General features: G+C 57.3%; 23 protein-coding genes. 17 read left to right on the forward strand and 6 right to left on the reverse strand.

Going from position 1 to position 25,323, the window contains the following annotated elements; genetic code table 11:
- Positions 1 to 83: 83 nt before the first annotated feature.
- From AAIH70_RS22830 to dnaQ, 4 genes are read left to right on the forward strand one after another with little or no spacing between them, the layout of a single operon-like run.
- The gene (locus AAIH70_RS22830; protein ID WP_281033633.1) at positions 84 to 674 is read left to right on the forward strand and encodes a Maf-like protein; all 591 of its coding nucleotides are present in this window, start codon (positions 84 to 86) and stop codon (positions 672 to 674) included.
- Positions 667 to 1,518, forward strand: a complete 852-nt coding sequence (locus tag AAIH70_RS22835; RefSeq protein WP_132278579.1) for a shikimate dehydrogenase — start codon at positions 667 to 669, stop codon at positions 1,516 to 1,518. The genes AAIH70_RS22830 and AAIH70_RS22835 overlap by 8 nt, the downstream gene beginning before the upstream one ends.
- Positions 1,518 to 2,126: a dephospho-CoA kinase gene (gene coaE / locus AAIH70_RS22840; RefSeq protein WP_132278577.1), complete on the forward strand. Its 609-nt coding sequence runs from the start codon at positions 1,518 to 1,520 to the stop codon at positions 2,124 to 2,126. The genes AAIH70_RS22835 and coaE overlap by 1 nt, the downstream gene beginning before the upstream one ends.
- Positions 2,119 to 2,820: a DNA polymerase III subunit epsilon gene (dnaQ, locus tag AAIH70_RS22845; protein ID WP_132278575.1), complete on the forward strand. Its 702-nt coding sequence runs from the start codon at positions 2,119 to 2,121 to the stop codon at positions 2,818 to 2,820. Before coaE ends, dnaQ begins: the two co-directional genes overlap by 8 nt.
- A 50-nt stretch (positions 2,821 to 2,870) precedes the next feature.
- On the opposite strand, the gene secB is transcribed toward dnaQ, so the two are convergent.
- Together secB and AAIH70_RS22855 are read right to left on the reverse strand one after the other, a co-directional pair.
- Positions 2,871 to 3,350 (reverse strand): protein-export chaperone SecB, encoded by a 480-nt coding sequence (secB, locus tag AAIH70_RS22850; RefSeq protein WP_430035764.1) that lies wholly within the window; start codon positions 3,348 to 3,350, stop codon positions 2,871 to 2,873.
- A gap of 86 nt (positions 3,351 to 3,436) precedes the next feature.
- Entirely contained in the window at positions 3,437 to 3,958 is a 522-nt protein-coding gene (locus AAIH70_RS22855) for an FxsA family protein (RefSeq protein ID WP_132278571.1), read from the reverse strand.
- A gap of 119 nt (positions 3,959 to 4,077) precedes the next feature.
- Between AAIH70_RS22855 and AAIH70_RS22860 the strand changes: the two genes are divergently transcribed.
- The 13 genes from AAIH70_RS22860 (at position 4,078) to AAIH70_RS22920 (ending at position 17,400) form a co-directional block, all read left to right on the forward strand.
- Complete coding sequence (locus AAIH70_RS22860; RefSeq protein WP_132278569.1) at positions 4,078 to 4,776, forward strand: Tim44/TimA family putative adaptor protein; 699 nt, start codon at positions 4,078 to 4,080, stop codon at positions 4,774 to 4,776.
- A complete protein-coding gene (gene mltA / locus AAIH70_RS22865) occupies positions 4,773 to 5,888 on the forward strand; it encodes a murein transglycosylase A (protein ID WP_132278567.1) in 1,116 nt (371 codons plus the stop codon). Before AAIH70_RS22860 ends, mltA begins: the two co-directional genes overlap by 4 nt.
- Complete coding sequence (locus AAIH70_RS22870) at positions 5,885 to 6,448, forward strand: Smr/MutS family protein (RefSeq protein ID WP_132278565.1); 564 nt, start codon at positions 5,885 to 5,887, stop codon at positions 6,446 to 6,448. The genes mltA and AAIH70_RS22870 overlap by 4 nt, the downstream gene beginning before the upstream one ends.
- A gap of 2 nt (positions 6,449 to 6,450) precedes the next feature.
- The gene (locus AAIH70_RS22875; protein WP_132278563.1) at positions 6,451 to 6,816 is read left to right on the forward strand and encodes a helix-turn-helix domain-containing protein; all 366 of its coding nucleotides are present in this window, start codon (positions 6,451 to 6,453) and stop codon (positions 6,814 to 6,816) included.
- 136 nt (positions 6,817 to 6,952) lie between these two features.
- Positions 6,953 to 9,388, forward strand: a complete 2,436-nt coding sequence (gene gyrB / locus AAIH70_RS22880) for a DNA topoisomerase (ATP-hydrolyzing) subunit B (RefSeq protein WP_132278561.1) — start codon at positions 6,953 to 6,955, stop codon at positions 9,386 to 9,388.
- A gap of 224 nt (positions 9,389 to 9,612) precedes the next feature.
- Positions 9,613 to 10,893, forward strand: a complete 1,281-nt coding sequence (locus AAIH70_RS22885) for a polyhydroxyalkanoate depolymerase (protein WP_132278559.1) — start codon at positions 9,613 to 9,615, stop codon at positions 10,891 to 10,893.
- Positions 10,894 to 11,018: 125 nt separating this feature from the next.
- Entirely contained in the window at positions 11,019 to 11,441 is a 423-nt protein-coding gene (locus tag AAIH70_RS22890) for a DUF2852 domain-containing protein (RefSeq protein WP_132278557.1), read from the forward strand.
- A gap of 83 nt (positions 11,442 to 11,524) precedes the next feature.
- Positions 11,525 to 12,286 (forward strand): M48 family metallopeptidase, encoded by a 762-nt coding sequence (locus AAIH70_RS22895; protein ID WP_132278555.1) that lies wholly within the window; start codon positions 11,525 to 11,527, stop codon positions 12,284 to 12,286.
- A 67-nt stretch (positions 12,287 to 12,353) separates the two neighbouring features.
- Positions 12,354 to 13,025 (forward strand): phosphoribosylanthranilate isomerase, encoded by a 672-nt coding sequence (locus tag AAIH70_RS22900; RefSeq protein WP_132278553.1) that lies wholly within the window; start codon positions 12,354 to 12,356, stop codon positions 13,023 to 13,025.
- Between the two features lie 3 nt (positions 13,026 to 13,028).
- The gene (gene trpB / locus AAIH70_RS22905) at positions 13,029 to 14,249 is read left to right on the forward strand and encodes a tryptophan synthase subunit beta (RefSeq protein WP_132278551.1); all 1,221 of its coding nucleotides are present in this window, start codon (positions 13,029 to 13,031) and stop codon (positions 14,247 to 14,249) included.
- A gap of 1 nt (position 14,250) precedes the next feature.
- Complete coding sequence (gene trpA / locus AAIH70_RS22910) at positions 14,251 to 15,090, forward strand: tryptophan synthase subunit alpha (RefSeq protein ID WP_132278549.1); 840 nt, start codon at positions 14,251 to 14,253, stop codon at positions 15,088 to 15,090.
- A gap of 42 nt (positions 15,091 to 15,132) precedes the next feature.
- Entirely contained in the window at positions 15,133 to 16,017 is an 885-nt protein-coding gene (gene accD / locus AAIH70_RS22915; RefSeq protein ID WP_132278547.1) for an acetyl-CoA carboxylase, carboxyltransferase subunit beta, read from the forward strand.
- A 30-nt stretch (positions 16,018 to 16,047) separates the two neighbouring features.
- On the forward strand, positions 16,048 to 17,400 hold the full coding sequence (locus tag AAIH70_RS22920) for a bifunctional folylpolyglutamate synthase/dihydrofolate synthase (protein WP_245519307.1): 1,353 nt from the start codon (positions 16,048 to 16,050) through the stop codon (positions 17,398 to 17,400).
- Between the two features lie 53 nt (positions 17,401 to 17,453).
- On the opposite strand, the gene trxA is transcribed toward AAIH70_RS22920, so the two are convergent.
- From trxA to AAIH70_RS22940, 4 genes are all read right to left on the reverse strand, one after another.
- Positions 17,454 to 17,774, reverse strand: a complete 321-nt coding sequence (gene trxA, locus AAIH70_RS22925) for a thioredoxin (RefSeq protein WP_132278545.1) — start codon at positions 17,772 to 17,774, stop codon at positions 17,454 to 17,456.
- A gap of 71 nt (positions 17,775 to 17,845) precedes the next feature.
- A complete protein-coding gene (gene addA, locus AAIH70_RS22930) occupies positions 17,846 to 21,391 on the reverse strand; it encodes a double-strand break repair helicase AddA (RefSeq protein WP_132278543.1) in 3,546 nt (1,181 codons plus the stop codon).
- The gene (gene addB, locus AAIH70_RS22935) at positions 21,384 to 24,581 is read right to left on the reverse strand and encodes a double-strand break repair protein AddB (RefSeq protein WP_430035788.1); all 3,198 of its coding nucleotides are present in this window, start codon (positions 24,579 to 24,581) and stop codon (positions 21,384 to 21,386) included. The genes addA and addB overlap by 8 nt, the downstream gene beginning before the upstream one ends.
- Entirely contained in the window at positions 24,581 to 25,312 is a 732-nt protein-coding gene (locus tag AAIH70_RS22940; RefSeq protein WP_132278541.1) for a nucleotidyltransferase family protein, read from the reverse strand. The genes addB and AAIH70_RS22940 overlap by 1 nt, the downstream gene beginning before the upstream one ends.
- Between the last annotated feature and the right edge of the window lie 11 nt (positions 25,313 to 25,323).

A 25,323-nucleotide genomic window follows, 5' to 3' on the forward strand; every position in this document is an offset into this window, starting at 1 on the left:
GCGATATGCACAGTTCCAGAATGCCGATTGTTCCTCCATGCTTCGATGTAGGGCTTCGGACATTGTTTTCAGGATAGCCCGTGATCACGCCCCTTGTTCTTGCATCTTCCAGTCCGTTTCGACGCATGCTTATGAGCAATGCCGGACTAACGTTTGACCACCAGGCCGCGGATATCGACGAGCGAGCAATAGAAGCAGAGCTAATGGATGCCGAACCGGCGAAGGTGGCAACAGTTCTCGCCGAAGCCAAAGCAAGAAATGTCGCACAGTCCCGTCCGGGTAGTCTGGTCATCGGATCGGATCAGACGATGTCGCTTGGTTCCCGCATTTATCATAAGGCGGCCTCTCTTGAAGAGGCCAAAGACAATCTGCAGTCCTTGTCGGGAAAGACCCATCGTCTGAATAGCGCCGTCGTCATCGTCAGAGATGACCGTATTCTATGGGAATATGTGGGTCATGCCGATCTGACAATGCGGCCGCTGTCTTCAGAGTTTGTCGATCATTATCTCGGCCGTGTAGGGCCTGATGTTCTCAAGAGCGTTGGCTCCTATCAGCTGGAGGGAGTTGGAATTCAGTTGTTCTCGAAAATAGACGGCGACTATTTTACCATCGTCGGATTGCCCATGTTGGCCCTGCTCGAAAAGCTGCGTGAACTGGTGGCTATCGATGGTTGATTCACGTGAAACGCAATTGCGCGCCTTCGTTACGGGTTTTCCTATCAGTCATTCCCGTTCGCCCATGATCCACAATCACTGGCTCGGTCGGTTTGGCATCAACGGACATTATGAGGCGCTGGAAATCAGCCCAGGTGATTTTGCTGCATTCATCGGCCATTTGAGAGACGGAAAGATCTACCGTGGTGGCAACGTCACCATTCCTCACAAGGAGGCAGCCTACCAGCTGGCTGACAGGCCTGATGAGCTTGCCGAAGAGCTGGGTGCGGCCAATACGCTCTGGCTGGAGGATGGACTAATCCACGCCACCAACACCGATGGTCATGGGTTCACAGCCAATCTCGACCATCATCGACGGGGCTGGGACAAGGTTGCGACTGCGGTGATACTTGGTGCCGGCGGTGCAAGCCGCTCGGTTATCCAATCGCTTCGCAACCGGGGCATCAAGGAAATCCACGTCGTTAATCGGACCATCGATCGCGCCCGGCAACTTGCCGACCATTTTGGGCCAAGCATCCATGCTCAGCCGATCGATGCGCTAGCCGAGGTTCTCAAAGGCGCGGGCCTTTTCATCAATACGACATCATTGGGCATGGAAGGGTCTGAAGCGATGGCTATCGATTTCAGCTCGCTGGCCGAAGGCGCCCTGGTGACAGACATTGTCTATGTGCCATTAAAAACCAGCTTTCTGGCCCAGGCAGAAGAGCAGGGTTTTTCGACGGTGGATGGATTGGGAATGCTCCTTCACCAAGCCGTCCCCGGTTTTGAAAAATGGTTCGGTGTTCGCCCCGTCGTCGATCAGCAGCTTCGTCAGTTGGTCATAAAAGACATGGAAGGCCATTGATGATCATTGTTGGCCTCACCGGCTCCATTGGAATGGGGAAATCGACAACCGCGAAATTCTTCGCGGAAGAGGGAATACCGGTTAATGATGCGGATGCAGTGGTCCATGATCTTTATCAGTCCGAAGCTGTGAAGCCGGTCGGTCAGGCCTTTCCGGGTACGATCAAGAATGGCATCATCGATAGACAGGAACTCTCGCGGCAATTGGCGGAAAATTCCGATGGTTTCAAGACGCTTGAAGCTATCGTGCATCCACTGGTTCGGCAGCGAGAAGGCCACTTTCTGGATCGTCAGAGACATGCCGGTGCCGGTATCGTGCTTCTCGACATTCCTCTATTGTTCGAAAGCGGTCGGGAAAACGCGGTTGACGTCATCGTCGTGGTGAGCTGTGATCCAAAAATACAGCGCCAGCGCGTACTTGCGCGACCGAACATGACAGAAGAAAAATTCGAGTTGATTTTGTCACGCCAGATACCGGATCTGGAAAAACGCCAAAAAGCTGATTTTGTAATTGATACCGGTGATGGGCTGGATGCTGCCCGCAAGCGGGTAAGCGGTATTATAAAAAGCCTGCGGGCAGGAAAGATGAGCGAGAAAAGCGATGCGTGAGATCATCTTTGATACGGAAACAACGGGTCTGGAATCGAAGACCGATCGCGTTATCGAAATCGGCGGCATCGAACTTGTCGATCATTTTCCGACAGGCCGTACCTTTCACAAGTACATTTCGCCCGGAGATCGCAAAGTCCATCCGGATGCGCTTGCCGTTCATGGACTGACCGATGAATTCCTGAAAGACAAACCGAGCTTCGCCGAAATCGTCGAAGAGCTTCAGGAATTTTTCCACGATGCGAAGTGGATTGCCCATAACGCGAACTTCGATATCGGCTTCATCAATGCCGAGTTCGATCGGCTTGGTCTGGCACCAGTAGTAAGTGAACAGGTTATCGACACCTTGTCCATGGCTCGCCGGAAACATCCGATGGGTCCAAATTCACTCGATGCGCTCTGCCGTCGTTATGGCATCGACAACTCGCACCGTACCAAGCACGGCGCTCTGCTCGACTCCGAGCTTCTGGCCGAAGTTTATATCGAGATGATTGGTGGCCGGCAGACGGCGCTTGGTCTGGTCGATGTCAAACAGAAGGTGGAAGTGGTTCAGGAAGAGGACGACGATGCCGTTCTCGAAATCCCGCCGCGACCGGGCACTCTGCCAGTTCGGCTTTCGCCGGCGGACATGGAAGGCCACCAGAAACTTATTGCGACGATGGGCGATAAGGCGATTTGGAAACAATACCAGTAAGAAAAAAGCCCGGAAAAACCGGGCTTTTTTCATATTCAGATGTGGTTGGCTTAGCTGTCGAGGGCCTGAACCTTCGAGCGGGTCTGCTCTTCGGCAATACGCTGCGAGAACATCTGCGCGAAATCGATAGGGTCGATCATCAGCGGCGGGAAACCGCCATTGCGGGTCACATCAGCGATGATCTGGCGGGCAAACGGGAAGAGCAGGCGCGGGCACTCGATAAAGAGAACCGGTAGCATGTGCTCCTGCGGGAAGCCGGTGATGCGGAAGACGCCGCCATAAACCAACTCGGCTGCGAACACGACCTTGTCGCCTTCCATTGCCTGAGCATTCAGCGTCAAAACGACGTCGAAGTCAGAATCCGACAGCGGGTTGGCGTTGACATTCACGTTGATATTGATCGCCGGCGCCGTATCACGAGCCTGCAGCGACCGCGGTGCGCCCGGGTTTTCAAAGGACAAATCCTTCGTGTACTGCGCAAGGATGCTGAGCGACGGGTTGGAAGCCTGGGTCTCTGTTTCGTTTGCCATTGGAATTCCTCGCGGCTTTGGACTGTGAGGCCGTCTAACATTTCAGTTTCGCGCTTACAACCCTGCGGAACAGAGCGACAGCGCTATCAGTCCTTGCGGTTATCCGGATCGGACCAGGGTGAAGAGGGGTTCGGACCTCGACTGAAATCATTTTCGTCAAGGTCAAGAACGTTCGGTTGGGCTGGACGCTTGGCATTCTCGGCATTTCCCGAGGTGTATGAAGCCGAAGTACCATTTCGCGAAGTGCGCATCACCACCACGCGCTTGCCGATCAGGGACCAGATGAAATGGCGAACGGGTGGAATGAAAAGCAACAACCCGATGATGTCGGTAAAGAAGCCGGGCAATATCAGCAGCACACCGGCAACAACAACCATGGCGCCACTGACCAGCGATCTGCCGGGCAGTTTGCCTTCCTGGCTTTCACGATTGGCTTCCTGAAGCACGCTGATACCCTGGCGCCGCAAAAGAACGGCGCCGATGAGCGAGGTCAGGATGACAAGAGCGAGGGTCGGCCAAAGACCGATTGCATTGCCGACCAACACAAAACCGGCAATTTCGATAAGCGGCAGGCCGAGAAAGATGATCGGCAGAAGAATAAGGGGCATTGCGCCTGGAATCCTGTCTTGTAGGCGGCCCTTATCTCAGGCGCCGCATTTGAATGATCGGCAGTTGCAGACTATATGTGAAAGCTAGACAACAATTTAAATGATCACTGCGGGTGAAGATGGGCGCGAACGATTTCATTACACTGTTTTTTCTGGTGGCCGCCGTGCTGATTTTTTTGCAGCTGCGCAGCGTACTCGGCCGTCGTACAGGCCATGAAAAGCCACCGGTCGATCCGTTTTCGGCGCGCGATGCCGCCAAGCCGGTCTCTGCCGATGATGGCAAGGTCGTAACACTGCCGCGCCGTGATCAGGTTGATGAAGAGCAACGATGGGCAGATGTGGATGCTTTGGCAAAGCCAGGCACGGAACTCAATTCGGCGATTCGTGATCTTATCCAGGCCGATCCGAGCTTCAATCCCAAGGAATTCGTCAAGGGCGCGGGCATGGCCTATGAAATGATCGTGATGGCATTTGCCGATGGCGATCGCAAAACCTTGAAGGGCTTGCTGTCGAAGGAGGTCTTTGAAGGCTTTGATGGGGCGATTTCCCAGCGTGAAGCCCGCGGCGAGGTGGTGAAGTCGAGTTTTGTTGGCATAGACAAGGCTGACATCGTCAACGCGGTGGTAAAGGATTCTGAAGCGCAGATCACCATCCGCATTGTCAGCCATCTGATTTCCGCGACCTATGACACGGCTGGAAGTGTTGTCGATGGTGAAGCCGATACCGTTGCCGAGGTTACCGATATCTGGACCTTTGCACGCGATATTCGCTCACGGGATCCGAACTGGAAGTTGATCGCTACCGAATCCGAACAATGAACACGATAGAATACGCCCTCACGCCCACGACCTATAAAGATATCGTCGGTTGGAACGAGGACGATCCGTCCGCACTGTTTTCCGTAATGCGGGACTGTCTCGACTATCTCGAGAAAGCCAAACCTTATCGAACCGGGTCTTTAGGGCTCTCAACCGACGACCTGCTACCGCTTTTGAAAGCGGCGGCAGGTTTTCAAATTTCTGGGCCGGATGCTACCCGGCTTTTTTTTGAAGAACATTGTCTACCGTTCATGATCCGGCGCTCAGATGAAAAGTCCGGTTTCGTGACCGGATTTTTCGAGCCGGAAATCGATGTCTCGGATCAGCCTGACGAAACATACCGCTATCCATTTTATCGTCGTCCCGCAGATCTGATCGATATCGACGATGGCAACCGCACGCTTTCACTCGATCCTTCCTATGCTTTCGCCAGGTTGCGCGATGGCGTAATCGACCCCTATCCGGATCGGGGAGAGATAGACCGTGGATATCTTCAAGGGCAGGGTTTGGAGATCGCCTGGGCGAAGTCGAAGATCGATGTCTTCTTCACGCATGTACAGGGTGCCGCACGACTGCGTTATCCCGATGGCTGTATCGGGCGCATTACTTATGCCGCCAAGGCGGGCCACCCATTTTCCGCAATCGGACGCCTGCTGATTGATCGTGGAGAGATCGATCCGACAACCGTATCCATGCAGACCATCCGTGATTGGTTGAGCGAGAATCCGGCTAAGGTCGATGAGGTGCTCTGGCATAACCGGTCCTACATATTCTTTCGTGAGGCGGCTGTGGCGGGTCTTGATCAGGGGCCAATCGCTGCCGCCAAGGTTCCTCTGGTGGCAGGTCGCTCGTTGGCGGTTGATCGCCTTATTCACACGTTCGGCTTTCCCTTCTTCATCCGCTCGACGAGCTTGACGCATCTCGATGGTGGAAAGCCTTTTGCGCGCACAATGCTGGCACTCGATACCGGCTCGGCGATTGTGGGGCCTGCCCGCGGCGATATTTTCACGGGTTCCGGTTATGATGCCGGTGAGCAGGCCGGCATCATCAAGCATCCGGCAGATTTCTACATTCTTCTCCCCAAAGCTGCAGCCGCAAGGTTTGCGCCATGAAGGGCGATCGCAAGCTGACGACCGAAGACAGGATCCTGTGGGGCAAGGTTGCACGCTCTGCAAAACCCATGGCCGGCCGTCTTGAAGATCTGCTGAAATTTGAAGCTCTTTTCGAACAACCCGATGAGGCGATGTCCGGAAAAAAATCGACTGCCGAACCGAATGGCAGGAATGCCGTACAGATTGACCCAGTGCCAAAGACCCTGCAGCCAGATCGAAAGATTCACCATCCGCTCGAAAAACCGGTCAAGCGCAAGCTTGCAAGAGGTCATCTGGCGCTGGAGGCACGCATCGATCTGCATGGTCTTATCCAGAGTGATGCACATGGCATCCTTCTGGATTTCCTGTTGCGGGCGCATGACCGCGGTTTGAGGCATGTGCTGGTAATCACAGGCAAGGGCAGTTCCTTCGGCAGTGAAGGCGCGTTGAAGCGGGCCGTACCCTTTTGGTTTTCGAAGCCAGAGTTTCGATTTCTCATCTCGTCTTACGAACCGGCAGCCCGGCAGCATGGCGGCGAGGGCGCCCTTTATGTTCGGTTGAGCCGTCGAGCAGGTAGTTGAACATGACACCATTCGGTCATGCATTGCGGGAATTGCGCTTACGCAAAGGCGTCCGACAGTCCGATATGGCGGCAGCGATCGGCGTGTCGGCTGCCTATTTGTCCGCATTGGAGCACGGCCACAGAGGAAAGCCGAGTTTCGATTTTCTCCAGCGCGTCGCCGGCTATTTCAACATCATCTGGGATGAAGCCGAAGAGCTGTTCATGCTGGCGCAAGCATCTGATCCGCGGGTCGTTGTCGATACCCGTGATCTGCCGCCGGAATATACCGCGTTTGCCAATCGTCTGGCCAAGGAGATTCGCTCTTTGTCACCAGACATGCTAGAGCAACTGACGAAGGTTCTTGAAAGTGGTAGCCCTTCTGGCTGAGCGCCACATAATCCCGGGTTAAATGCGCGAAAAATGCCTCAGCGCTTTGGAAATCTGCCCGGATTTCTTATATTCAGTGGCACGAAATACGGTGATTCGCCAGATCGCCGAACCACGTTAATTGGAAAGATCATTGATGAGCGAAACACCCGTCAACGACAGCGGCGCGAGTTCTGAATACGGCGCGGATTCGATCAAGGTCCTGAAGGGACTGGATGCGGTTCGCAAGCGCCCAGGCATGTATATCGGCGATACGGATGACGGGTCCGGCCTGCATCACATGGTCTATGAGGTCGTTGACAACGCCATCGATGAAGCACTTGCCGGTCATGCCGATATCGTAACCGTCACGCTGAATGCTGATGGCTCGGTTACCGTCACCGACAACGGACGCGGTATTCCCACCGACATCCATACTGGTGAGGGCGTTTCGGCGGCTGAAGTCATCATGACCCAGCTTCACGCAGGTGGAAAGTTCGACCAGAATTCCTACAAGGTTTCTGGCGGTCTGCACGGCGTTGGCGTCTCGGTTGTCAATGCGCTTTCGGTTTGGCTGAAACTGCGCATCCGCCGTAATGGCAAGCTGCACGAAATCGGCTTTACCCACGGGGTGGCCGACGCACCGCTGAAGGTCATCGGCGAGTACGAGGGCAGGTCGGGTACTGAGGTGACGTTCCTTGCCAGTACCGAAACCTTCACGATGACGGAATTCGATTACGGCACGCTCGAACATCGCCTTCGCGAATTGGCGTTTCTGAATTCGGGCGTACGAATCCGGCTAACCGACAAGCGGAAGTCTGACATCCGCGAAGAAGAGATGGTCTATGACGGTGGTCTTGAGGCCTTTGTCCGTTATCTCGACCGCTCCAAAAAGCCTCTCGTTGACAAGCCGGTCGCAATCCGTGGCGAGAAGGACGGCATTACCGTCGAAGTCGCCATGTGGTGGAACGACAGCTACCATGAAAACGTGCTCTGCTTCACCAACAACATCCCGCAGCGCGATGGCGGCACTCATATGGCTGGTTTCCGTGGCGCGCTGACGCGTCAGGTCACCTCCTATGCGGATACATCCGGTATCACCAAGAAGGAAAAGGTTACCCTTCAGGGTGAAGATTGCCGCGAAGGTCTGACTGCTGTTCTTTCGGTAAAAGTGCCGGACCCGAAATTCTCGTCGCAGACAAAGGACAAGCTTGTCTCGTCCGAAGTGCGTCCGGTGGTCGAGAGCCTCGTCAATGAAGCGCTCAGCACCTGGTTCGAAGAGCATCCGGCAGATGCGAGGATCCTGGTCGGTAAGGTCGTTGAAGCGGCTGTTGCACGCGAAGCTGCCCGCAAGGCACGCGAATTGACCCGTCGTAAAGGCGCTCTCGATATCGCATCATTGCCGGGTAAGCTGGCAGATTGTTCGGAACGTGATCCGGCCAAGTCCGAAGTTTTTCTCGTCGAGGGCGACTCTGCTGGTGGTTCGGCCAAGCAGGGGCGTTCGCGTGAAAATCAGGCGATCCTTCCGCTGCGCGGCAAGATCCTCAATGTCGAGCGCGCGCGCTTCGACAAGATGTTGTCCAGCCAGGAAATCGGTACGCTGATCACGGCGCTCGGCACGTCCATCGGCAAAGACGAGTTCAACGCCGATAAGCTGCGTTACCACAAAATCATCATCATGACGGACGCTGACGTCGACGGCGCCCATATTCGTACTCTGCTGCTGACCTTCTTCTTCCGGCAGATGCCGGAACTGATCGAGCGCGGCCATATCTATATCGCTCAGCCGCCACTTTATAAGGTCAGCCGTGGCAAGTCCGTTCAGTATCTGAAGGACGAGAAGGCGCTGGAAGAATATCTGATCAGCATGGGCCTTGAAGAGGCACGGTTGACGCTGGAATCCGGCGAAGTACGCGCCGGTGCCGATTTGCGCGAGGTCATTCAGGATGCTCTGCGGCTGCGGTCGCTCGTTGATGGCCTTCATTCGCGTTACAGCCGCTCGATCATCGAGCAGGCGGCTATTGCCGGCGCTCTCAACCCGGAACTCACCGATAATCGCGAACGTGCTCAGAAAACGGCTGACGAAGTCGCAAGGCGTCTCGATGTTATTGCCGAGGAAACGGAACGCGGCTGGACCGGTCATGTGACCAGCGAGGGCGGTCTTCGTTTCGAGCGCATGGTTCGCGGCGTCAAGGAAGTCGCTTTCCTCGATAATGCTCTGATCGGGTCGGCCGATGCCCGTCACATTGACCAGATGACACAGCGACTTCACGACATCTACGCAGCGCCACCGGTTCTCGCCCGAAAAGACGGGACCCTTGATGTGTCCGGCCCACGCGCTCTGCTTGATGCGATTTTCGCATCCGGCCGCAAGGGTCTTTCCATGCAGCGCTACAAGGGCCTTGGCGAAATGAACGCCGAGCAGCTTTGGGAAACAACACTCGACCCCAACGTCCGCTCGCTGCTTCAGGTAAAGGTGCCTGATGCAACCGACGCCGACGGTTTGTTCTCGCGCCTGATGGGTGATGAAGTCGAGCCGCGCCGCGAGTTTATCCAGGAAAACGCGCTCAGCGTCGCAAACCTCGATATCTAAAAGTTAAAAAAGTGTGTTTCACGTGAATCTTTCCTGTGGGTGATTCACGTGAAACACTTTGTTAACCGACAAAATTTCTCGTCTCAGTCCCAGTCGGACGGGATATCTGTCCACCGCCATGACGATAGGCACATTCGTGAAAACCTGCTAAAGCAGGCACAAATGCATCGTCCATGTTCGCGAGACAGACAGCTTCTCTGCGACTTGCCAGAGGCGGCGTCAGAATGTTTTACCAACTTTACGAAATGAACCACGCGGCGCTTGCGCCACTGCGAGCAACGACCGAGGCGATGCGGCTGCTTTATAGCGATCCGCTCAATCCGATGTCGCAGACCGCGATGGGGCGGACCATGGCGGCCGGCTTGGAAGTGTTCGAGCGTATAACGCGCCGATACTCAAGGCCGATATTTGATTTGCCACAGACGATCGTGGACGGCGCCGCAGTCGACGTCATCGAAGAAAACGTATGGTCCAGGCCGTTCTGCAATCTTGTGCATTTCCGTCGCGATGTGAAACCCGGCAGGCCAGATGATCCCAAGATCCTGCTCGTCGCACCGATGTCTGGCCACTATGCCACTTTGCTGCGTGGAACGGTCGAGGCATTGCTGCCGCATGCCGACGTCTACATCACCGATTGGATCGATGCCCGTATGGTGCCTGTGACGGAAGGCACCTTTGATCTGGATGATTATATCGATTACGTGATCGAGATGCTGCATACCCTTGGTCCGAAGACCAATGTGGTGGCTGTGTGCCAGCCTTCCGTTCCAGTCCTCGCCGCCGTCGCCGTGATGGAAGCCGCAAATGATCCTTTTGCGCCGGCCTCGATGACACTCATGGGCGGGCCGATTGATACCCGCATCAATCCGACGGCGGTCAATGCCATGGCTCAGGATCGGCCGCTCAGCTGGTTCAAGGACAATGTGGTGATGAATGTGCCGTGGCCGCAACCCGGTTGCATGCGCCCGGTCTATCCCGGCTTCCTGCAACTGTCCGGGTTCATGTCCATGAACCTCGACCGCCATCTCACGGCGCACAAGGAATTCTTCGAGCATCTGGTAAAGAATGACGGTGAGTCTGCAGAAAAGCACCGAGAGTTTTATGACGAATATCTGGCGGTGATGGATCTGACCGCAGAGTTCTATCTGCAGACAGTCGATACCGTCTTCATCCGCCACGCTCTCCCGAAGGGTGAGATGATGCATCGTGACACGCCTGTCGACACCAAAGCGATCCGCAATGTCGCGTTGCTCACCGTTGAAGGCGAGAATGATGATATTTCGGGACTGGGTCAGACGGAAGCCAGCCACACGATTTGCCCAGGTATTCCGGACGCAAAGCGCATGCACTACGTGCAGCCTGATGTTGGTCACTATGGTGTCTTCAACGGATCGCGTTTTCGCAAGGAAATCGCACCACGGATCATCGCCTTCGCGCGCGAGCATTCCCTGGCTGGAGAAGCCAAAACCAGCGGAAAGCGTGCAGCCCGCCGCAAGCCGGTGTGAATTGCGCGGGTCTTTTCAAACGCTTCAACGATTGGCCAGACATTCGTCTTGAACGGACTTACGGCATTTCCCAAATCGAATCCAAGCCGGCATCGTGCCGGCGGGATTAGGAGGAATACCGAAACATGACGCAGTCAGCACTGATCCGCCCGGACTGGACGCCGGCAACCATCGCGTTGATGGTTCTCGGTTTCATCGTATTCTGGCCTTTGGGCCTCGCCATGCTCGCCTATATTCTGTTTGGCGACAAACTCGGCATCTACAAACGCTCTGCCAGCGAAAAGGTAGATGGCATGTGCGCCGGTTTCCGCCGCGCGCAAGGTCGTTATGAGCAACATTTTTCGACCGGTAATGTCGCTTTCGACGACTGGCGCCGCGCCGAACTTGAACGGATCGAGGAACAGCGCCGCAAGCTGGACGAGACGCGCAGCGAGTTCGACGCATATATGCGAGAACTTCGCCGCGCCAAGGACCAGGAAGAGTTCGATCGCTTCATGCGCGAACGCGGTCCCGGAAGTTCCGCTGGCGGTTTTTCGACCACCGGCTGAAATCCAAAGACAATGGGCCGGCGCTTTTCCAGCGCCGGTTTTTTCTTGAGGCGATACCGCCTCGAATCTGCTAAAAGAGCCGAATGTTTCCCGCCCTCAAAAAGCTGATGTCCAAACCTCCGGAAGCGTTGCGTTCGACGGAACAAACCGTTCTTGTCGGCGATCGCACGCTGCCGATAACGATCCGGGAAAACAGTCGGGCAACTCGCATTACGCTGCGGATCGAGCCCGGCGGGCGTTCACTGAAACTGACAGTGCCAACGGGTTTGAAGCGATCGGAGGTTGATGACTTTCTTGATCGTCATCAGGGCTGGCTTTTCACCAAACTGGCAAAGTTTCCCGTCTCTGGTGATCTGCGATCTGGTGGAATGATTTCCTTGCGTGGCATTCCGCACAGGATCGTTCATACCGGCACACTCCGCGGCGTTACCGAAGCCACGGTGGTTGATGGCGAACCACTTCTCAGGGTCGGAGGATTGGAAGATCATGTCGGTCGTCGCATTGCCGCTTTCCTCAAGAAGGAAGCTCGGCGCGATCTGGAACCTCTGGTCGCACGCCATGCGGCGCAGATCGGTAAACCGGTTCGCTCGATCACGATGAAAGATACGCGCAGTCGTTGGGGATCATGTTCCTGGGAGGGGAATTTGAGTTTTTCCTGGCGCATCGTCATGGCTCCGCCGAGTGTCATCGATTACTTGGCCGCCCATGAAGTGGCGCATCTGAAGGAGATGAACCACGGTCCAAAATTCTGGGCGCTTTGCCAAAAGCTTTGCCCAGGCACGGAAGCTGCCCAGAAATGGCTTAAACAGCATGGCTCGCAACTTCACGCCATCGACTTCACCTGAAATCTCGGCATCAGCGAAAAAGTCGATTTGGCTCGACTCAAACGCCTTTTCATGGCAATCCGCCGCAATGGTTCCCGATATCAAAATTTGCGGACTGAAGACGCTGGAAGCGGTTGATCGCGCCATTGAGCGCGGGGCCACCCATATCGGCTTCATCTTCTTCGAAAAAAGCCCTCGCCACATCGAGCCGGTAGAAGCCGGTGCTCTGGCCGATCGCGCCCGTGGCAAGGTCAAGATCGTCGCCGTGACAGTCGATGCCGACAACGAGACACTCGAAGACATTATCGCCTTCGTGCAGCCGGATATTCTCCAGCTGCATGGTCATGAGAGTCCGGAACGCGTCCTGAATATCAAGGCAGTGTTCGGGCTGCCGGTCATGAAGGCACTGTCCATCCGCACAGCGGAGGATCTGAGAACGCTGGAGGCCTATGATGGTCTTGCAGATCGCTTTTTGCTCGATGCAAAAGCGCCGCCCGGATCCGAACTGCCGGGGGGCAATGGCGTTTCCTTCGACTGGAATCTTCTGGCCGTGCTTGACGCTGGCGTCGATTACATGCTTTCCGGTGGACTGAACAAGGATAATGTCGGCCTTGCCCTGTCGAGCACGACAGCGAGCGGAGTAGACATTTCCTCCGGCGTGGAAAGCGCACCGGGGGTTAAGGACCTGCAAATGATGGATACGTTTTTCGACGCGATCGCTGAAGCGCGATCGGTCGATACGGCGGATCGCAAGGAGTAGATTGTGAACCAGGCGGCGACACCAAATTCATTCCGGTCCGGACCGGACGAAGACGGACGTTTTGGCATATACGGCGGGCGCTTTGTCGCCGAAACGTTGATGCCTCTTATCCTCGATCTGCAGGACGAGTGGGAGAAGGCCAAAACCGATCCCGAGTTTCAGGCCGAGCTTGCATCGCTGGGTACGCATTATATCGGCCGACCGAGCCCGCTTTATTTTGCTGAACGCCTGACCGAAGAACTGGGCGGCGCAAAAATCTATTTCAAGCGTGAAGAGCTGAACCATACCGGCTCGCACAAGATCAATAACTGCATCGGCCAGATCCTGCTTGCCAAGCGCATGGGCAAGACCCGCATCATCGCCGAAACCGGTGCTGGCCAGCACGGCGTGGCGTCTGCCACCGTCGCCGCGCGCTTTGGTCTGCCTTGTATCGTCTATATGGGCGCAACCGATGTCGAGCGTCAGGCGCCGAACGTTTTCCGCATGCGCCTACTCGGTGCCGAAGTCGTGCCGGTCACTGCCGGTAGCGGTACGCTCAAGGATGCGATGAACGAGGCATTGCGCGACTGGGTCACCAATGTCGATGATACCTATTACCTGATCGGCACAGCCGCGGGTCCGCATCCATATCCAGAAATGGTTCGCGATTTTCAGGCCGTCATCGGCACGGAAGCTCGCCAGCAGATCTTGGAAGCGGAAGGCCGTCTGCCTGACGTCGTTATCGCAGCGGTTGGCGGCGGGTCGAACGCAATCGGCATTTTCCACCCTTTCCTCGATGATCCGAGCGTCAAGATCGTTGGCGTCGAAGCAGGCGGCAAGGGCCTGCAGGGCGAGGAGCACTGTGCCTCCATCACCGCCGGTTCGCCGGGCGTTCTGCACGGCAACCGCACCTATCTGCTGCAGGATGGTGATGGTCAGATCAAGGAAGGCCACTCGATTTCAGCCGGCCTCGATTACCCTGGCATCGGCCCCGAGCACAGCTGGCTGGCCGATACCGGTCGCGCCGAATATGTCCCGATCATGGACCATGAAGCGCTCGAAGCTTTCCAGACGCTGACCCGCCTCGAGGGTATCATCCCCGCGCTTGAGCCCAGCCATGCACTGGCCGAAGTCATCAAGCGAGCACCGAAAATGGGCAAGGACGAGATCATCCTGATGAACCTGTCCGGACGTGGCGACAAGGATATCTTCACTGTCGCGAAAATCCTCGGGATGGAGATGTAAGATGACCACTCGTATGGACAATCGTTTTGCGGCTTTGAAGGCAGAAGGCCGCCCGGCACTGATCACCTATTTCATGGGCGGTGACCCGGATTTCGACACGTCGCTTGCCATCATGAAGGCGCTGCCGGGTGCCGGTGCCGATGTCATCGAACTCGGCATGCCGTTTTCCGATCCGATGGCCGATGGCCCGGCAATCCAGCTCGCCGGCCAGCGCGCGCTGAAAGCCGGCCAGACTCTTGCCAAGACGCTGGAACTTGCAAAACTGTTCCGCCAGACGGACAATGAAACGCCGATCGTGCTGATGGGATACTATAATCCCATCTATATCTACGGCGTCGAGAAGTTTCTGGATGATGCACTTGCCTGCGGCATCGATGGCCTGATCGTTGTCGATCTGCCGGCTGAGATGGATGATGAACTCTGCATCCCGGCGCTGGAAAAGGGCATCAACTTTATTCGCCTCGCGACGCCGACGACCGACGATAAGCGCCTGCCGAAGGTTCTCAAAAATTCCTCTGGTTTCGTGTATTACGTATCGATGAACGGTATTACCGGCTCGGCCCTGCCGGATCCGTCGCTGGTTTCCGGTGCCGTAAACCGCATCAAGAGCCATACCGATCTTCCGGTCTGCGTCGGTTTCGGCGTCAAGACGGCGGATCATGCCAAGGCGATCGGTGCCGCAGCTGACGGCGTTGTCGTCGGCACGGCAATCGTCGCTCAGGTGGCTGGCAGCCTTACCAAGGATGGCGCAGCCACTGGCGATACCGTTTCAGCGGTCGCAACTTTCGTGCGTGGCCTTGCCACTGGCGTTCACGCCGCGCGCCTTGTTGCCGCCGAATAATAATCCCACATTGTACGTGGTTTCCAATCGGGAGAATGCCCAGTGAACTGGATCACCAACTATGTCCGGCCGCGGATCAACTCCATGCTCGGCCGACGCGAAGTTCCGGAAAACCTCTGGATCAAGTGCCCTGAGACCGGCGAAATGGTCTTTCATAAGGATCTTGAGGATAACAAGTGGGTCATTCCCGCGTCCGGCTTCCATATGAAGATGCCCGCTAGGGCACGCCTGGCAGACCTTTTCGACGGCGGTGTCTTCGAATCCCTGCCGCAGCCGAAGGTCGCTCAGGATCCGCTGAAGTTTCGCGATTCCAAGAAATATGCGGATCGTCTGAAGGACAGCCGTCTGAAGACGGAGCAGGAGGATACGATCCTTGCGGGCCTCGGCCTTGTTCAAGGTCTGAAGCTCGTTGCTGTCGTGCATGAATTCAATTTCATCGGCGGCTCGCTCGGCATGGCTGCCGGTGAAGCAATCGTCAAGGCTTGCGAGCGTGCTCTTGCCGAACATTGCCCGCTGGTGATTTTCCCAGCGTCCGGTGGTGCACGCATGCAGGAAGGCATCCTGTCGCTGATGCAGTTGCCGCGCACGACCGTCGCAGTCGATATGCTCAAGGAAGCCGGCCTTCCATATATCGTCGTCCTCACCAATCCGACGACCGGTGGTGTCACGGCGTCCTACGCCATGTTGGGCGACGTCCATATTGCTGAGCCGGGCGCGGAAATCGGCTTTGCCGGCAAGCGCGTCATCGAACAGACTTTGCGCGAAAAGCTGCCGGAGGGCTTTCAAACGGCTGAATACCTTCTGGAACACGGCATGGTCGACATGGTCGTCAAGCGCCATGATATACCCACGACGCTCGCACAGGTCCTTCGCATTCTGCTGAAGCAGCCGATGACGGAAGTGGCGCCTCTTGCTCAAACGGCTTGAGGCAATCAAGCTGGAAATGGGACGGTTGGAATGACGGCGATGACGGAACCGGCACCGAGCGAGGCAGCCAAGGAAATAGAGCGGCTGATGACGCTTCATCCCAAGGGCTTCGATATGTCCCTGGACCGGGTTCTTCGCGTACTTGAGGTTCTCGGCAATCCGCATCTGAAGCTGCCAAAAGTCATTCACGTTGCAGGAACCAACGGCAAAGGGTCGGTGACGGCCTTTTGTCGGGCGTTGCTGGAGGCCGGTGGCCATGCCGTGCATGTTCATACGTCGCCGCATCTCGTCAACTGGCACGAGCGATATCGCATCGGTGTAAAAGGTGGCCGGGGTGAATTGGTCGATGACGCGGTTTTCGCGGATGCGCTGCGCCGTGTCGGTGAAGCCAATGGCGGCCAGCACATCACCGTTTTCGAGATCCTGACCGCCGTAAGCTTTCTGATCTTTTCGGAAATCCCTGCCGATGCCGTCATTCTGGAAGTCGGCATGGGTGGGCGTTTTGATTCCACCAATGTCGTGCCCAATCCGGCTGTCTCGATCATCATGCCTATATCGCTTGATCATCAGGCATATCTGGGTGACCGCGTTGAACTGATCGCGGCCGAAAAGGCCGGCATCATGAAGAAGGGATGCCCGGTCGTTATCGGCCAGCAGGAACACGAGGCCGCGCTTGATGTTCTGGTTTCGACGGCCGAACGTCTTTCCTGCCCGGTCACGGTCTATGGTCAGGATTATTCCGCCCACGAAGAATTTGGCCGTCTGATCTATCAGGATGAGTTCGGACTGGCCGATTTGCCGGTGCCACGCCTTCTTGGGCGTCATCAATATGCCAATGCCGCGGCGGCGATCCGTGCGGTCAAGCAGGCTGGTTTCACCGTCACCGAAGCCATGATGGAAAAGGCGATGAGCACGGTGGAGTGGGCCGGTCGCCTGCAGCGGTTGATTGAAGGTGAACTTCTTCAATATGCACCACGCGGTTCGGAAATCTGGGTGGACGGCGGCCACAATCCCGGCGCAGGAGAAGTGATTGCGGAAGCGATGGCTGGTTTCGAAGAGCGTCAGGCCCGTCCGCTTTATCTGATCACCGGCATGATCAACACCAAGGAACCGGTTGGCTATTTTCGCGCTTTTTCCGATATCGCCGAATATGTCTTCACCGTGCCGATCCGCGGTTCGGATTCGATGATTGATCCGGTCATCCTCGCGCATTCGGCCTTCGACGCCGGACTGGTGGCGGAACCGTCGTTGAGCGTTGTGGATGCTCTAAAAGAAATCAGCCAGCGCCAGATGCCGGAGGAAGTCCCGCCGCGTATTCTGATCGGCGGTTCGCTTTATCTGGCGGGCACCGTTCTCGCTGAGAACGGCACAGCACCCAAATGAAAAAAGCCCGGTCTCGCAACCGGGCTTTTCCAATTCAGTTTATGGTTGAAAAATCAGGCGGCGCCGGTAATCCAGCTGGAAAGAGCGGTCTTCGGAGCAGCGCCAACCTTGATGTCGGCCACTTCGCCGCCCTTGAAGATAGCAAGGGTCGGGATCGAGCGAACGCCGAACTGGGCAGCGAGTTCCGGGTTTTCGTCGATGTTCAGCTTGGTGATCTTGACCTTGCCGGCAAGCTCAGTCGAAATTTCTTCGAGGCTCGGGCCGATCATTTTGCACGGGCCGCACCATTCAGCCCAGAAATCCACGACGACAGGCTGCGTGGAATCGAGAACTTCGGCCTGGAAGTTGGACATGTCTACTTTGACGGTAGCCATAGGGCTCTCCTTTAGAATTCGTGTTGGACCAAATGTGCGCGCGAGCATGGCGAATTTCAATGGTTCCGACATCACTTTGTTCTGAGTTCAGAAAGCGAACGGGACAGCAAATCGTCCGACAGCCGAATGACGTGGCCTGATTCGGTATAGACCAGCACGCAATCGATTGCACGACCCGGATAGAGTGGCGCAAGAATCTCCCGGTAGATTGCAAGCTGTGCCCGATGGGAGAATGGTGTTTGCTCCTGTGAACCCGGTGGATTGCGATTTGTCTTGTAATCCATGATCATGACGCGGCTGTCATTGACGACCAGCCGGTCGATGCGGCCCGAAACCGCATAATCTCGGTCATCGATCTTCAGCGTGCCCATGATCGACACTTCCGCCTGGGCGTGATCGGAAAATGCATCACGAAGATCGGTTGCGGAGAGGACCCCTATGACCGTTTCGATCAACTGCCGGCGCTCCGACTCCGGCCAGAATGGCACCGCGCGAGACGCATAACGTTGCGCGGCCGCGAGACGTTCGGTTTCGGGAAAATCCGGCAACATTTGCAGCATCCGGTGCGTCATGCGTCCGCGTTGCAATGCGCGGTCAGGGCTGGCGGCGTCACCAAACAGCGGCGAGGTGATCACCGCGTCAATCGCCTCGTCATCGATCATGGTTCCAGCGCCGGAGGGGCTCAAAGGGCGCGGCAGCAATTTTTGCGGTGGCAGCGGCCGACCCAATGCTTCGGGAAGCAGCGACGTGGTTTCCGCGTGCTCCTTCGGATCTTCCTTGGGAATTTGCCGGTTCGGCTCGCCGGAAAGCCGCCACGTCAAACCCGTCCAATTGCCGTCCGGACCGGTAAATTCCGCGGTTTGGCAATGCGTGTCGTCGGCGCTGAGACCTCGAGCAACCATCGCCTGCCAGCTATCGAGATTCTCGCGCTTGCCGCGATAACCGCAAACTATCAGCCGATCGGCTGCGCGCGTCATGCCGACATAGAGAAGTCGACGATATTCCTCTTCCGTCGAAATCCTCAGGCGCTCTTCATCTGCCTCGCTAAAGGCATTTGACAGTACTTTGGACGGCAGCCAGGCGGGAACATTCGTCTCGCCGACGCGCAGCATCCGCAGTTTTGAAACATGGCTATGCACAAAAGCTTTTGAACCACTATCAACGAGAAATACGACCGGCGCTTCCAGCCCCTTGGAGGCATGCACCGTCATGATCCGCACTTCGTTGCGGCCGCTATCCTGTTCGCGTTTGATCTCTGGCGATTCCAGTTCAAGCGTGGAGATGAAGGATTGCAGACCCGGCAGCCCGCTTGTCTCGTGGTCTAGTGCGAATGTCAGGAATTCATCGAGAATATCGCCCGCTTCGCTCCCCAGCCGTGCTAAAAACTGTCGGCGGCCGCCATCGGCGCCAAGCAGATGGGCAAACAGATCATGCACGCTCATCGTCCGCGACAAGGCGATGTAGCGTTGCAGTCTGCTAACGCTCGTTTGCAGATTCGGGTTATCGACTGCCTGCATCTGCAGATGCGCCCACACACCGATTTTTTCCGGTCGGCGGCCGGCAATCTCGAAAACGTCATCTTCCGAAAGATCGAAAAGCGGGCTCTTGAGGATCGCGGCAAGCGAGAGATCATCGCCGGGCAGAAGCAGAAAGCGGCCGAGCGCCAGAAGGTCCTGGATAGCGATATGGCTGGTCAGGCGCAGACGGTCTGCACCGGCAACGGGAATATCGCCCCGACGCTTCAGCGCGCGTGTGAGGCCGTTGACGAAGGCATCGCGCTTGCGCACCAGAACGAGAATGTCGCCGGCGCGGATCGGCCGCATGACTCCATGTTCGATAACAGTGCCCTTGCCGACCATCGATCCGATGACATGGGCCATGCGTGTCGCCAGAATTGCCGACGGTGCCTTGTCCGGCGTTGCATCGAAAGGCGCAGTCCAGTCATCCTCCGCTTCTATGACGTCGGGCACGACCGTTTCCCATAGATCGACCACACCCGGGTGTCCGAGGCGATTGGAGCGATGGATGACGGCATCGCCGCGCGCACTCAGACCGCGTGCATTGTCTTCCAGAGAAAAGACCTGGTCGACGGCGCTCAGCACTTCGGCAGTGGAACGGAACGAAAGCGGCAGGCGCACCGAATGAAACGACTGCCCGCTATCAGTCACCTGTCGCTGCGTGTCGTCGCGCTCCTGTGCAAACCGCTCCGGGCGCGCACCCTGGAAGGAATAGATAGACTGCTTTTCATCGCCGACGGCAAACAATGTCCGGATGGAATCGCGGGCGCTACGGCCACTGTAGAAATCTTCGGCCAGCGATTTGATCACTGTCCATTGGACAGGGCTGGTGTCTTGCGCCTCATCGACGAGAATGTGGTCGATGCCCTGATCGAGTTTGTAGTGAACCCAGGCTCCGACACCGTCACGCGTCAGAAGATTGGCGGTCCGATTGATCAGGTCCTCGAAATCGAGCAGGCTTCGCTGTTTTTTCAGATCTTCGTAGTCGTGATTGAGCCGGTCAGCCAGAACGAGGGCGGCTTCGGTCGCCGCCACCATGCGCAGAATCCGCAACCTGTCTCGGCAGGCGGCAACATGTTCGCGGGCTGCCGCTACCGCCGGACCCAGTTCCGGGGCCGCCGTCAGCATCGCCTTGGCCACGAGGGAGGAATCCGCTTTCGGCTTGCCGTCCTTGGTCAGAAGGATCCGCTCCAGATATTCCGCGCGTTTGAAGACATCTGTCTCACGCTGGGCCAGCCTTAACCCATAAGCGACATCTGTCACCTTGGCCCCACCACTGCGGTCGGCAAGATCCAGGTAGAGGTCAAGCGTCTGGCCGGAAAGGCCGGGCAAAGGCCAATATCGTTCTGCACCAGTTACTTCGCTGTCCTCGGCAGATAATCCGAAGGCCCGCCGCAGCAATCTGGCGGAACCGCCTTCCGCCACCGCTCTGGTGAGGAAGTCGCGTAGAGCCGTGCGGTTGGCCACGATATCGGAAAGCAGGGTCTCGAGACCGCTTTCGTCGCCGAGGTCAAGAACCAGCGCGAAAGCTTCGGCCAGTCCGCTGCCGTCTTCCTTGGCGGTCGCCGTCAACAGAGAGCGGCGGGCTTCCTCAAGGAGCGCGGCGGCGGCGCGATCGTCGAGAACCGAAAAATGCCCGGCAACATTGGCTTCCAGAGGGAACTGGTGAAGCAGAGATTCGCAGAATGCGTGGATCGTCTGGATTTTCAAGCCACCCGGTGTTTCCAAAGCACGAGCGAAAAGTCGACGAGCCTCCGCCAACATGACCCGATCCGGCCGCTTGCCTTCCATGGCAGCAATCTGATCGCCCAGCGCCTCATCCGACAAGACCGTCCAACCTGCCAATCGCTGAAAAACACGGTTCGACATTTCAGAGGCAGCAGCCTTTGTATAGGTCAGGCAGAGGATCGAGGATGGTCGGCACCCGGACAAAAGAAGCCGGATAACCCGCTGGGTCAAAACATGCGTCTTGCCTGAACCTGCATTGGCGGACACCCACGCCGAACTCGCGGGGTCTGACGCCAGGGATTGCTGAACGCCTGTCCAGTTCACCCATTGTTTCGGATCGTCGTCGACTGGTTGCGGCAAGCTGTCATTCATCGCCGTCACCTTCCTCGACTTCAGCCGTCGACCATTCGGCGACGCGCGCCAGATGATCGTAATCGCCATCATAGGCGCTTTGCATCATGGGTATCAGGCGGGAAGAGAAACCGGCCTTGCCGCTGCGCAGAAGATTGACGAAACCAGCCAGCTGCTCTCTGCTCTCATTGGCGAGATCGATCGCCGATTTCGGTTGAATTTTTGCGGTTTCCTTGGCGAATTCGTTGTTCACGGTGTCAGTCGCAAAACGGTCTCCGGGTCTGAGGCGAACATAGGTCAGTTCCGCCGGTGTCATGGCCGGCATGTCCTTGAAGCCACCGGCCAGAAGTGCCGCCGCTTCCAGTGCCAATTGCGGATCGAGCAGCGATCGCGCCTGATTGACGGAAGGGCTGAGGCCCGTTTTGTAATCGATGATATCGGCGTGGCCCGAACCCTTGATATCGATACGGTCGGCAACGCCCGTCAGCCGTATGCCGGCTTCAGGGATTTCGAATCCGGCTGAGAGTTCCGTAAAGGTTTCGCGAATGTCCGTGGCACGGGCTGTTTCCCAGTGCAGAAAGGCTTCGGCCACTTTCAGGAACCGCGGGCGCCACACCTGATCGATATGCGGCGGCAGTTTCTCGGCGTCGAAAAGCTCCGTCGTCACCCGCAGCATAGCCTCCCGCGCCACCGGCGTACCGGGGATGTGGCCCTCACGCGTATAGCTATCGATAATGCGGTGATAAAGTGTGCCACGCTGCGCGGCACCCGGATCCTCGTTGAACGGTTTCAGCGGATCAAGCTTGAGGATGCGGGCGGCGTAGATGGAATACGGATCGCGTCGCAGTCGACCGACCTCGCTGAAGGAATATTTTGTCGGCTGCAATTCCGGCGGTGGTGTCGGTGAGGGGCGTTTGGCGACAGGCTGCGATGGCGCAGCGTCGATCAGACCGGCCCAACTTCGATATACATCACCACGCGCCCGCAATTCCCTGGCAAAGTCCGGTCCGCCCAAAGCCAGCAGACGTTGCAGCCAGCGCGAGGCGACAGTCGGCGCCGTGCCTTGCCGCAGCGAACGGGAATAGATCAGATGCCGAGTGCCGCTCGCCATTTCGAAATCGTGCGCGAGCTGGCCAATGCGCCTTTCCGGTGGTTCCAGCCCGAGATCCACCTTCATGGTTCGCGACAGGAAGGGATTGTTGACCGACTGTCCCGGCCACGACCCTTCATTGAGACCACCGAGAACCAGCGTATCGACGCTCTGCAAGCGGGCTTCCAGTGTACCGAATATGAAAAGGCGGGGGTGACTGAGCGCCTTCGGTTTCACCGCTTCGGCCGTCGTCAGGGCGGTAACGACATCGATCCATTGCGGACCATCGGCCTCCATCTGGCCGTTGGCCTCGATCACTTCGGACAGCATGTCGGCCAGACGCTCACCGGCTTCACCGGACCACAGCGCGGAAAGATCTCCACGCTCATCCTTGGCAATCTCTTCGAGCACGCGGCCGGAACGGGCTGCCCATTCGGAGAGCGACAGTTTTGCCGTTCTGCCTCGCCCGCTTGGAAGCCGACCAAGGATCGCCGATGCCAGAGGCTCGACTGCTGCCGTTATCCGCTCTGCCAGCTGTCTTGCCTTATCGGCTGATCTGTCCGGTAGTGACAGTCGCCATTGTGGCGTGTGGCGATCGCTCTTCTGCTCTTCGAGGCGGCGCGCAAGCAATTGGCCAAGCGTGCTGATATCCATTTCGCCGATACCGCCCCGCAGGGCGAGAAGTTCCAGAGCCTGTGCCGCAGCGCGCGCTTCCGTGTCGGGCAGGCCGAACCGGGCGAGGGGATGTTTCAACAACGCCACGATCGGTACCGGATCGCCTGGGCGTAGGATCGCTTCCAGCGTCAGTTGCAGCAACGTGCCTTGTGGCGTCGAGGATAGCGGCGTGCCGGCAGTGTCATCAGCGATAATGCCGAAACGAGCAAGTTCTGCCATGACGCGGCGTGCCAGTGCGCGATCGGGAGTGATCAGCGCTGCCTGTGATTCACCATGCCGGCCGGGTTTCTCCAACGCCATGCGCAGGGCAATTGCAATCGTTGTTGCCTCTTCGCGCTCATTGGCGGCTTCGATCAGCGTGATGTCGGCAAATGCTTCTGCAAGAGCTTGTTTGTCGGCAGCGGATCGCCATTCGCTCCAGTCGTCGGTGGCCTTGGCAGGAGCCAGTGCTTTCGACAATGTTTTGGCCCGAAAAGCCAGATCGTCTGAAGCCGCGGCAAGCACTTCGACTTCGCTGCGGTCGATCTGCAGCCGTTTCAGCAGTTTTGACAGGCCGAATTGCGGATGGCTGCGTGCTGAAGGCTCGGATCGCTTGTCGAGAAAACGATCATCGTCCAGCAGGTTCCAATGCTCGTCCGACATGGACTGGTCGAGGCCGGGTAACACAACAACGCCATTTGGCAGCAAGGCAATTGCAGCAATGAGATCAGCCGCCGCGGGGACAGAACCGGTTGAGCCAGCAACGATTACAGGTCCCTGATGGGCGCTGGTGGCAATCCGGCGGGCCTCGCCGCGAAGAATTGCAGATTGATGCCGGGCAGGCGAGGAGCGTCGCAATTCTTCCAGTCGCGCCGGCCAGAAGGCGCTGGCGATTTTCAGGAATTCTGCGGTCAGCTGCCACCAGAGAGGATGCTCGGCCGTATCCAGCTTGTTGAGGTCGTTCCAGTCCCGCTCTTCGGTTTCGATCGAGTCGGTCAGCTCGGCCAGCGCGCGCGCGAGCCATATCGCATCTGCCGGGCTGGCCGGCGCGACAAGAGGAGACGTGGAATGAACGGCAGTGATTGCCAGCGGCAACTGGTTGCGCCATGCAAGGATCAGTCGTGCCAGTTCCAGAAGACGCGACACCCCGCCGATCGGCAGCGCCAGATCCATTTCCTCCGGTGCGGCAAGGTCAAAATAGCCGCTGTCGTCATCGGTTTCGCCGAGTGGGCGAATGATTGGCAGGATGGCTGAGCGCCCACCGAGGAGATCAACGAATTCCGAACGCAGCACGCGGGCGGCGCGGCGTGTCGGCACAAAGATGGTCACTTTCGACAGCGACAACGGATCGGCGGGATCATGCTGAAAGCCATCGACAAGGCTCCCATCCAGAAGCCGGGCGGCGATCGTGTTGAGAAACGGCACCGCTGCCGGCACCGTAAAAACCCGTTTATGACGGGTGGGGATCATGTGCCCACCCCGGCTTCCTGAAGCACGGTTTCTGCCTCAACAAGCGCATCGGGTGTGCCTACGGTCAGCCAATGACCCTCCAGACTGATGCCATACAGCCGACCGGCGGCGATTGCCCGGTCGAAATAGATGTTGAGATTGAAGGCGTCCTGTGGCGCATCATCGAAAAGCGAGGTCTCAAGCACGATTGCTCCGGCATAGACCACGGCCTGGCCTGAACCTTCGGTGTATCGGACAAGCTTCCCATTTGCAGAAAGGCCAAAATCCTTCTTGCCATTATGTCCGGTGGTGTTTTCGATCGGCACACAGAGAAGTGCCATATCCATCCGCTCGGGATCGAAAAACTGGGCAAGACGCTGCAGGTTCGTCGGCGTTCCGGCTGTCTCGCCAATCCAGAAGAGGTCGGCGTTCATCACAAAAATGCGGCCGGGCTCAAGCAGCTCAAGGCCTTTCACCAGCCCGCCGCCGGAATTCATCAATTGGTCGCGTTCATCGGAAATGGCCACATTCAACCGCGGATAGGAGGCAAGATGCGCCTCCATCTGATCAGCAAAATGGTGGACATTGACAACCGCATGGGAAACGCCGGCGTCGGCCAGACTGTCCAGCGCATAGTCGATCATCGGTTTGCCGCCGACGGCCACCAGCGGTTTGGGCATACGGTCGGTAATCGGTCGCAAACGGGTGCCGAGGCCCGCGGCCAGCACCATCGCATTTTTTATCGTCATGATCTCCGTAT

Source organism: Neorhizobium sp. BT27B, assembly GCF_050455485.1.
Lineage (GTDB): Bacteria > Pseudomonadota > Alphaproteobacteria > Rhizobiales > Rhizobiaceae > Neorhizobium.

Coding starts and splice junctions, on each gene's coding strand:
- trpA (WP_132278549.1), top strand. CDS start 14,251: ATGACCACTCGTATGGACAATCGTTTTGCGGCTTTGAAGGCAGAAGGC.
- AAIH70_RS22835 (WP_132278579.1), top strand. CDS start 667: ATGGTTGATTCACGTGAAACGCAATTGCGCGCCTTCGTTACGGGTTTT.
- AAIH70_RS22920 (WP_245519307.1), top strand. CDS start 16,048: ATGACGGCGATGACGGAACCGGCACCGAGCGAGGCAGCCAAGGAAATA.
- AAIH70_RS22860 (WP_132278569.1), top strand. CDS start 4,078: ATGGGCGCGAACGATTTCATTACACTGTTTTTTCTGGTGGCCGCCGTG.
- AAIH70_RS22855 (WP_132278571.1), bottom strand. CDS start 3,958: ATGCCCCTTATTCTTCTGCCGATCATCTTTCTCGGCCTGCCGCTTATC.
- AAIH70_RS22890 (WP_132278557.1), top strand. CDS start 11,019: ATGACGCAGTCAGCACTGATCCGCCCGGACTGGACGCCGGCAACCATC.
- dnaQ (WP_132278575.1), top strand. CDS start 2,119: ATGCGTGAGATCATCTTTGATACGGAAACAACGGGTCTGGAATCGAAG.
- mltA (WP_132278567.1), top strand. CDS start 4,773: ATGAACACGATAGAATACGCCCTCACGCCCACGACCTATAAAGATATC.
- addA (WP_132278543.1), bottom strand. CDS start 21,391: ATGAATGACAGCTTGCCGCAACCAGTCGACGACGATCCGAAACAATGG.
- secB (WP_430035764.1), bottom strand. CDS start 3,350: ATGGCAAACGAAACAGAGACCCAGGCTTCCAACCCGTCGCTCAGCATC.
- AAIH70_RS22870 (WP_132278565.1), top strand. CDS start 5,885: ATGAAGGGCGATCGCAAGCTGACGACCGAAGACAGGATCCTGTGGGGC.
- coaE (WP_132278577.1), top strand. CDS start 1,518: ATGATCATTGTTGGCCTCACCGGCTCCATTGGAATGGGGAAATCGACA.
- AAIH70_RS22875 (WP_132278563.1), top strand. CDS start 6,451: ATGACACCATTCGGTCATGCATTGCGGGAATTGCGCTTACGCAAAGGC.
- AAIH70_RS22940 (WP_132278541.1), bottom strand. CDS start 25,312: ATGACGATAAAAAATGCGATGGTGCTGGCCGCGGGCCTCGGCACCCGT.
- trxA (WP_132278545.1), bottom strand. CDS start 17,774: ATGGCTACCGTCAAAGTAGACATGTCCAACTTCCAGGCCGAAGTTCTC.
- AAIH70_RS22885 (WP_132278559.1), top strand. CDS start 9,613: ATGTTTTACCAACTTTACGAAATGAACCACGCGGCGCTTGCGCCACTG.
- AAIH70_RS22900 (WP_132278553.1), top strand. CDS start 12,354: ATGGTTCCCGATATCAAAATTTGCGGACTGAAGACGCTGGAAGCGGTT.
- AAIH70_RS22895 (WP_132278555.1), top strand. CDS start 11,525: ATGTTTCCCGCCCTCAAAAAGCTGATGTCCAAACCTCCGGAAGCGTTG.
- gyrB (WP_132278561.1), top strand. CDS start 6,953: ATGAGCGAAACACCCGTCAACGACAGCGGCGCGAGTTCTGAATACGGC.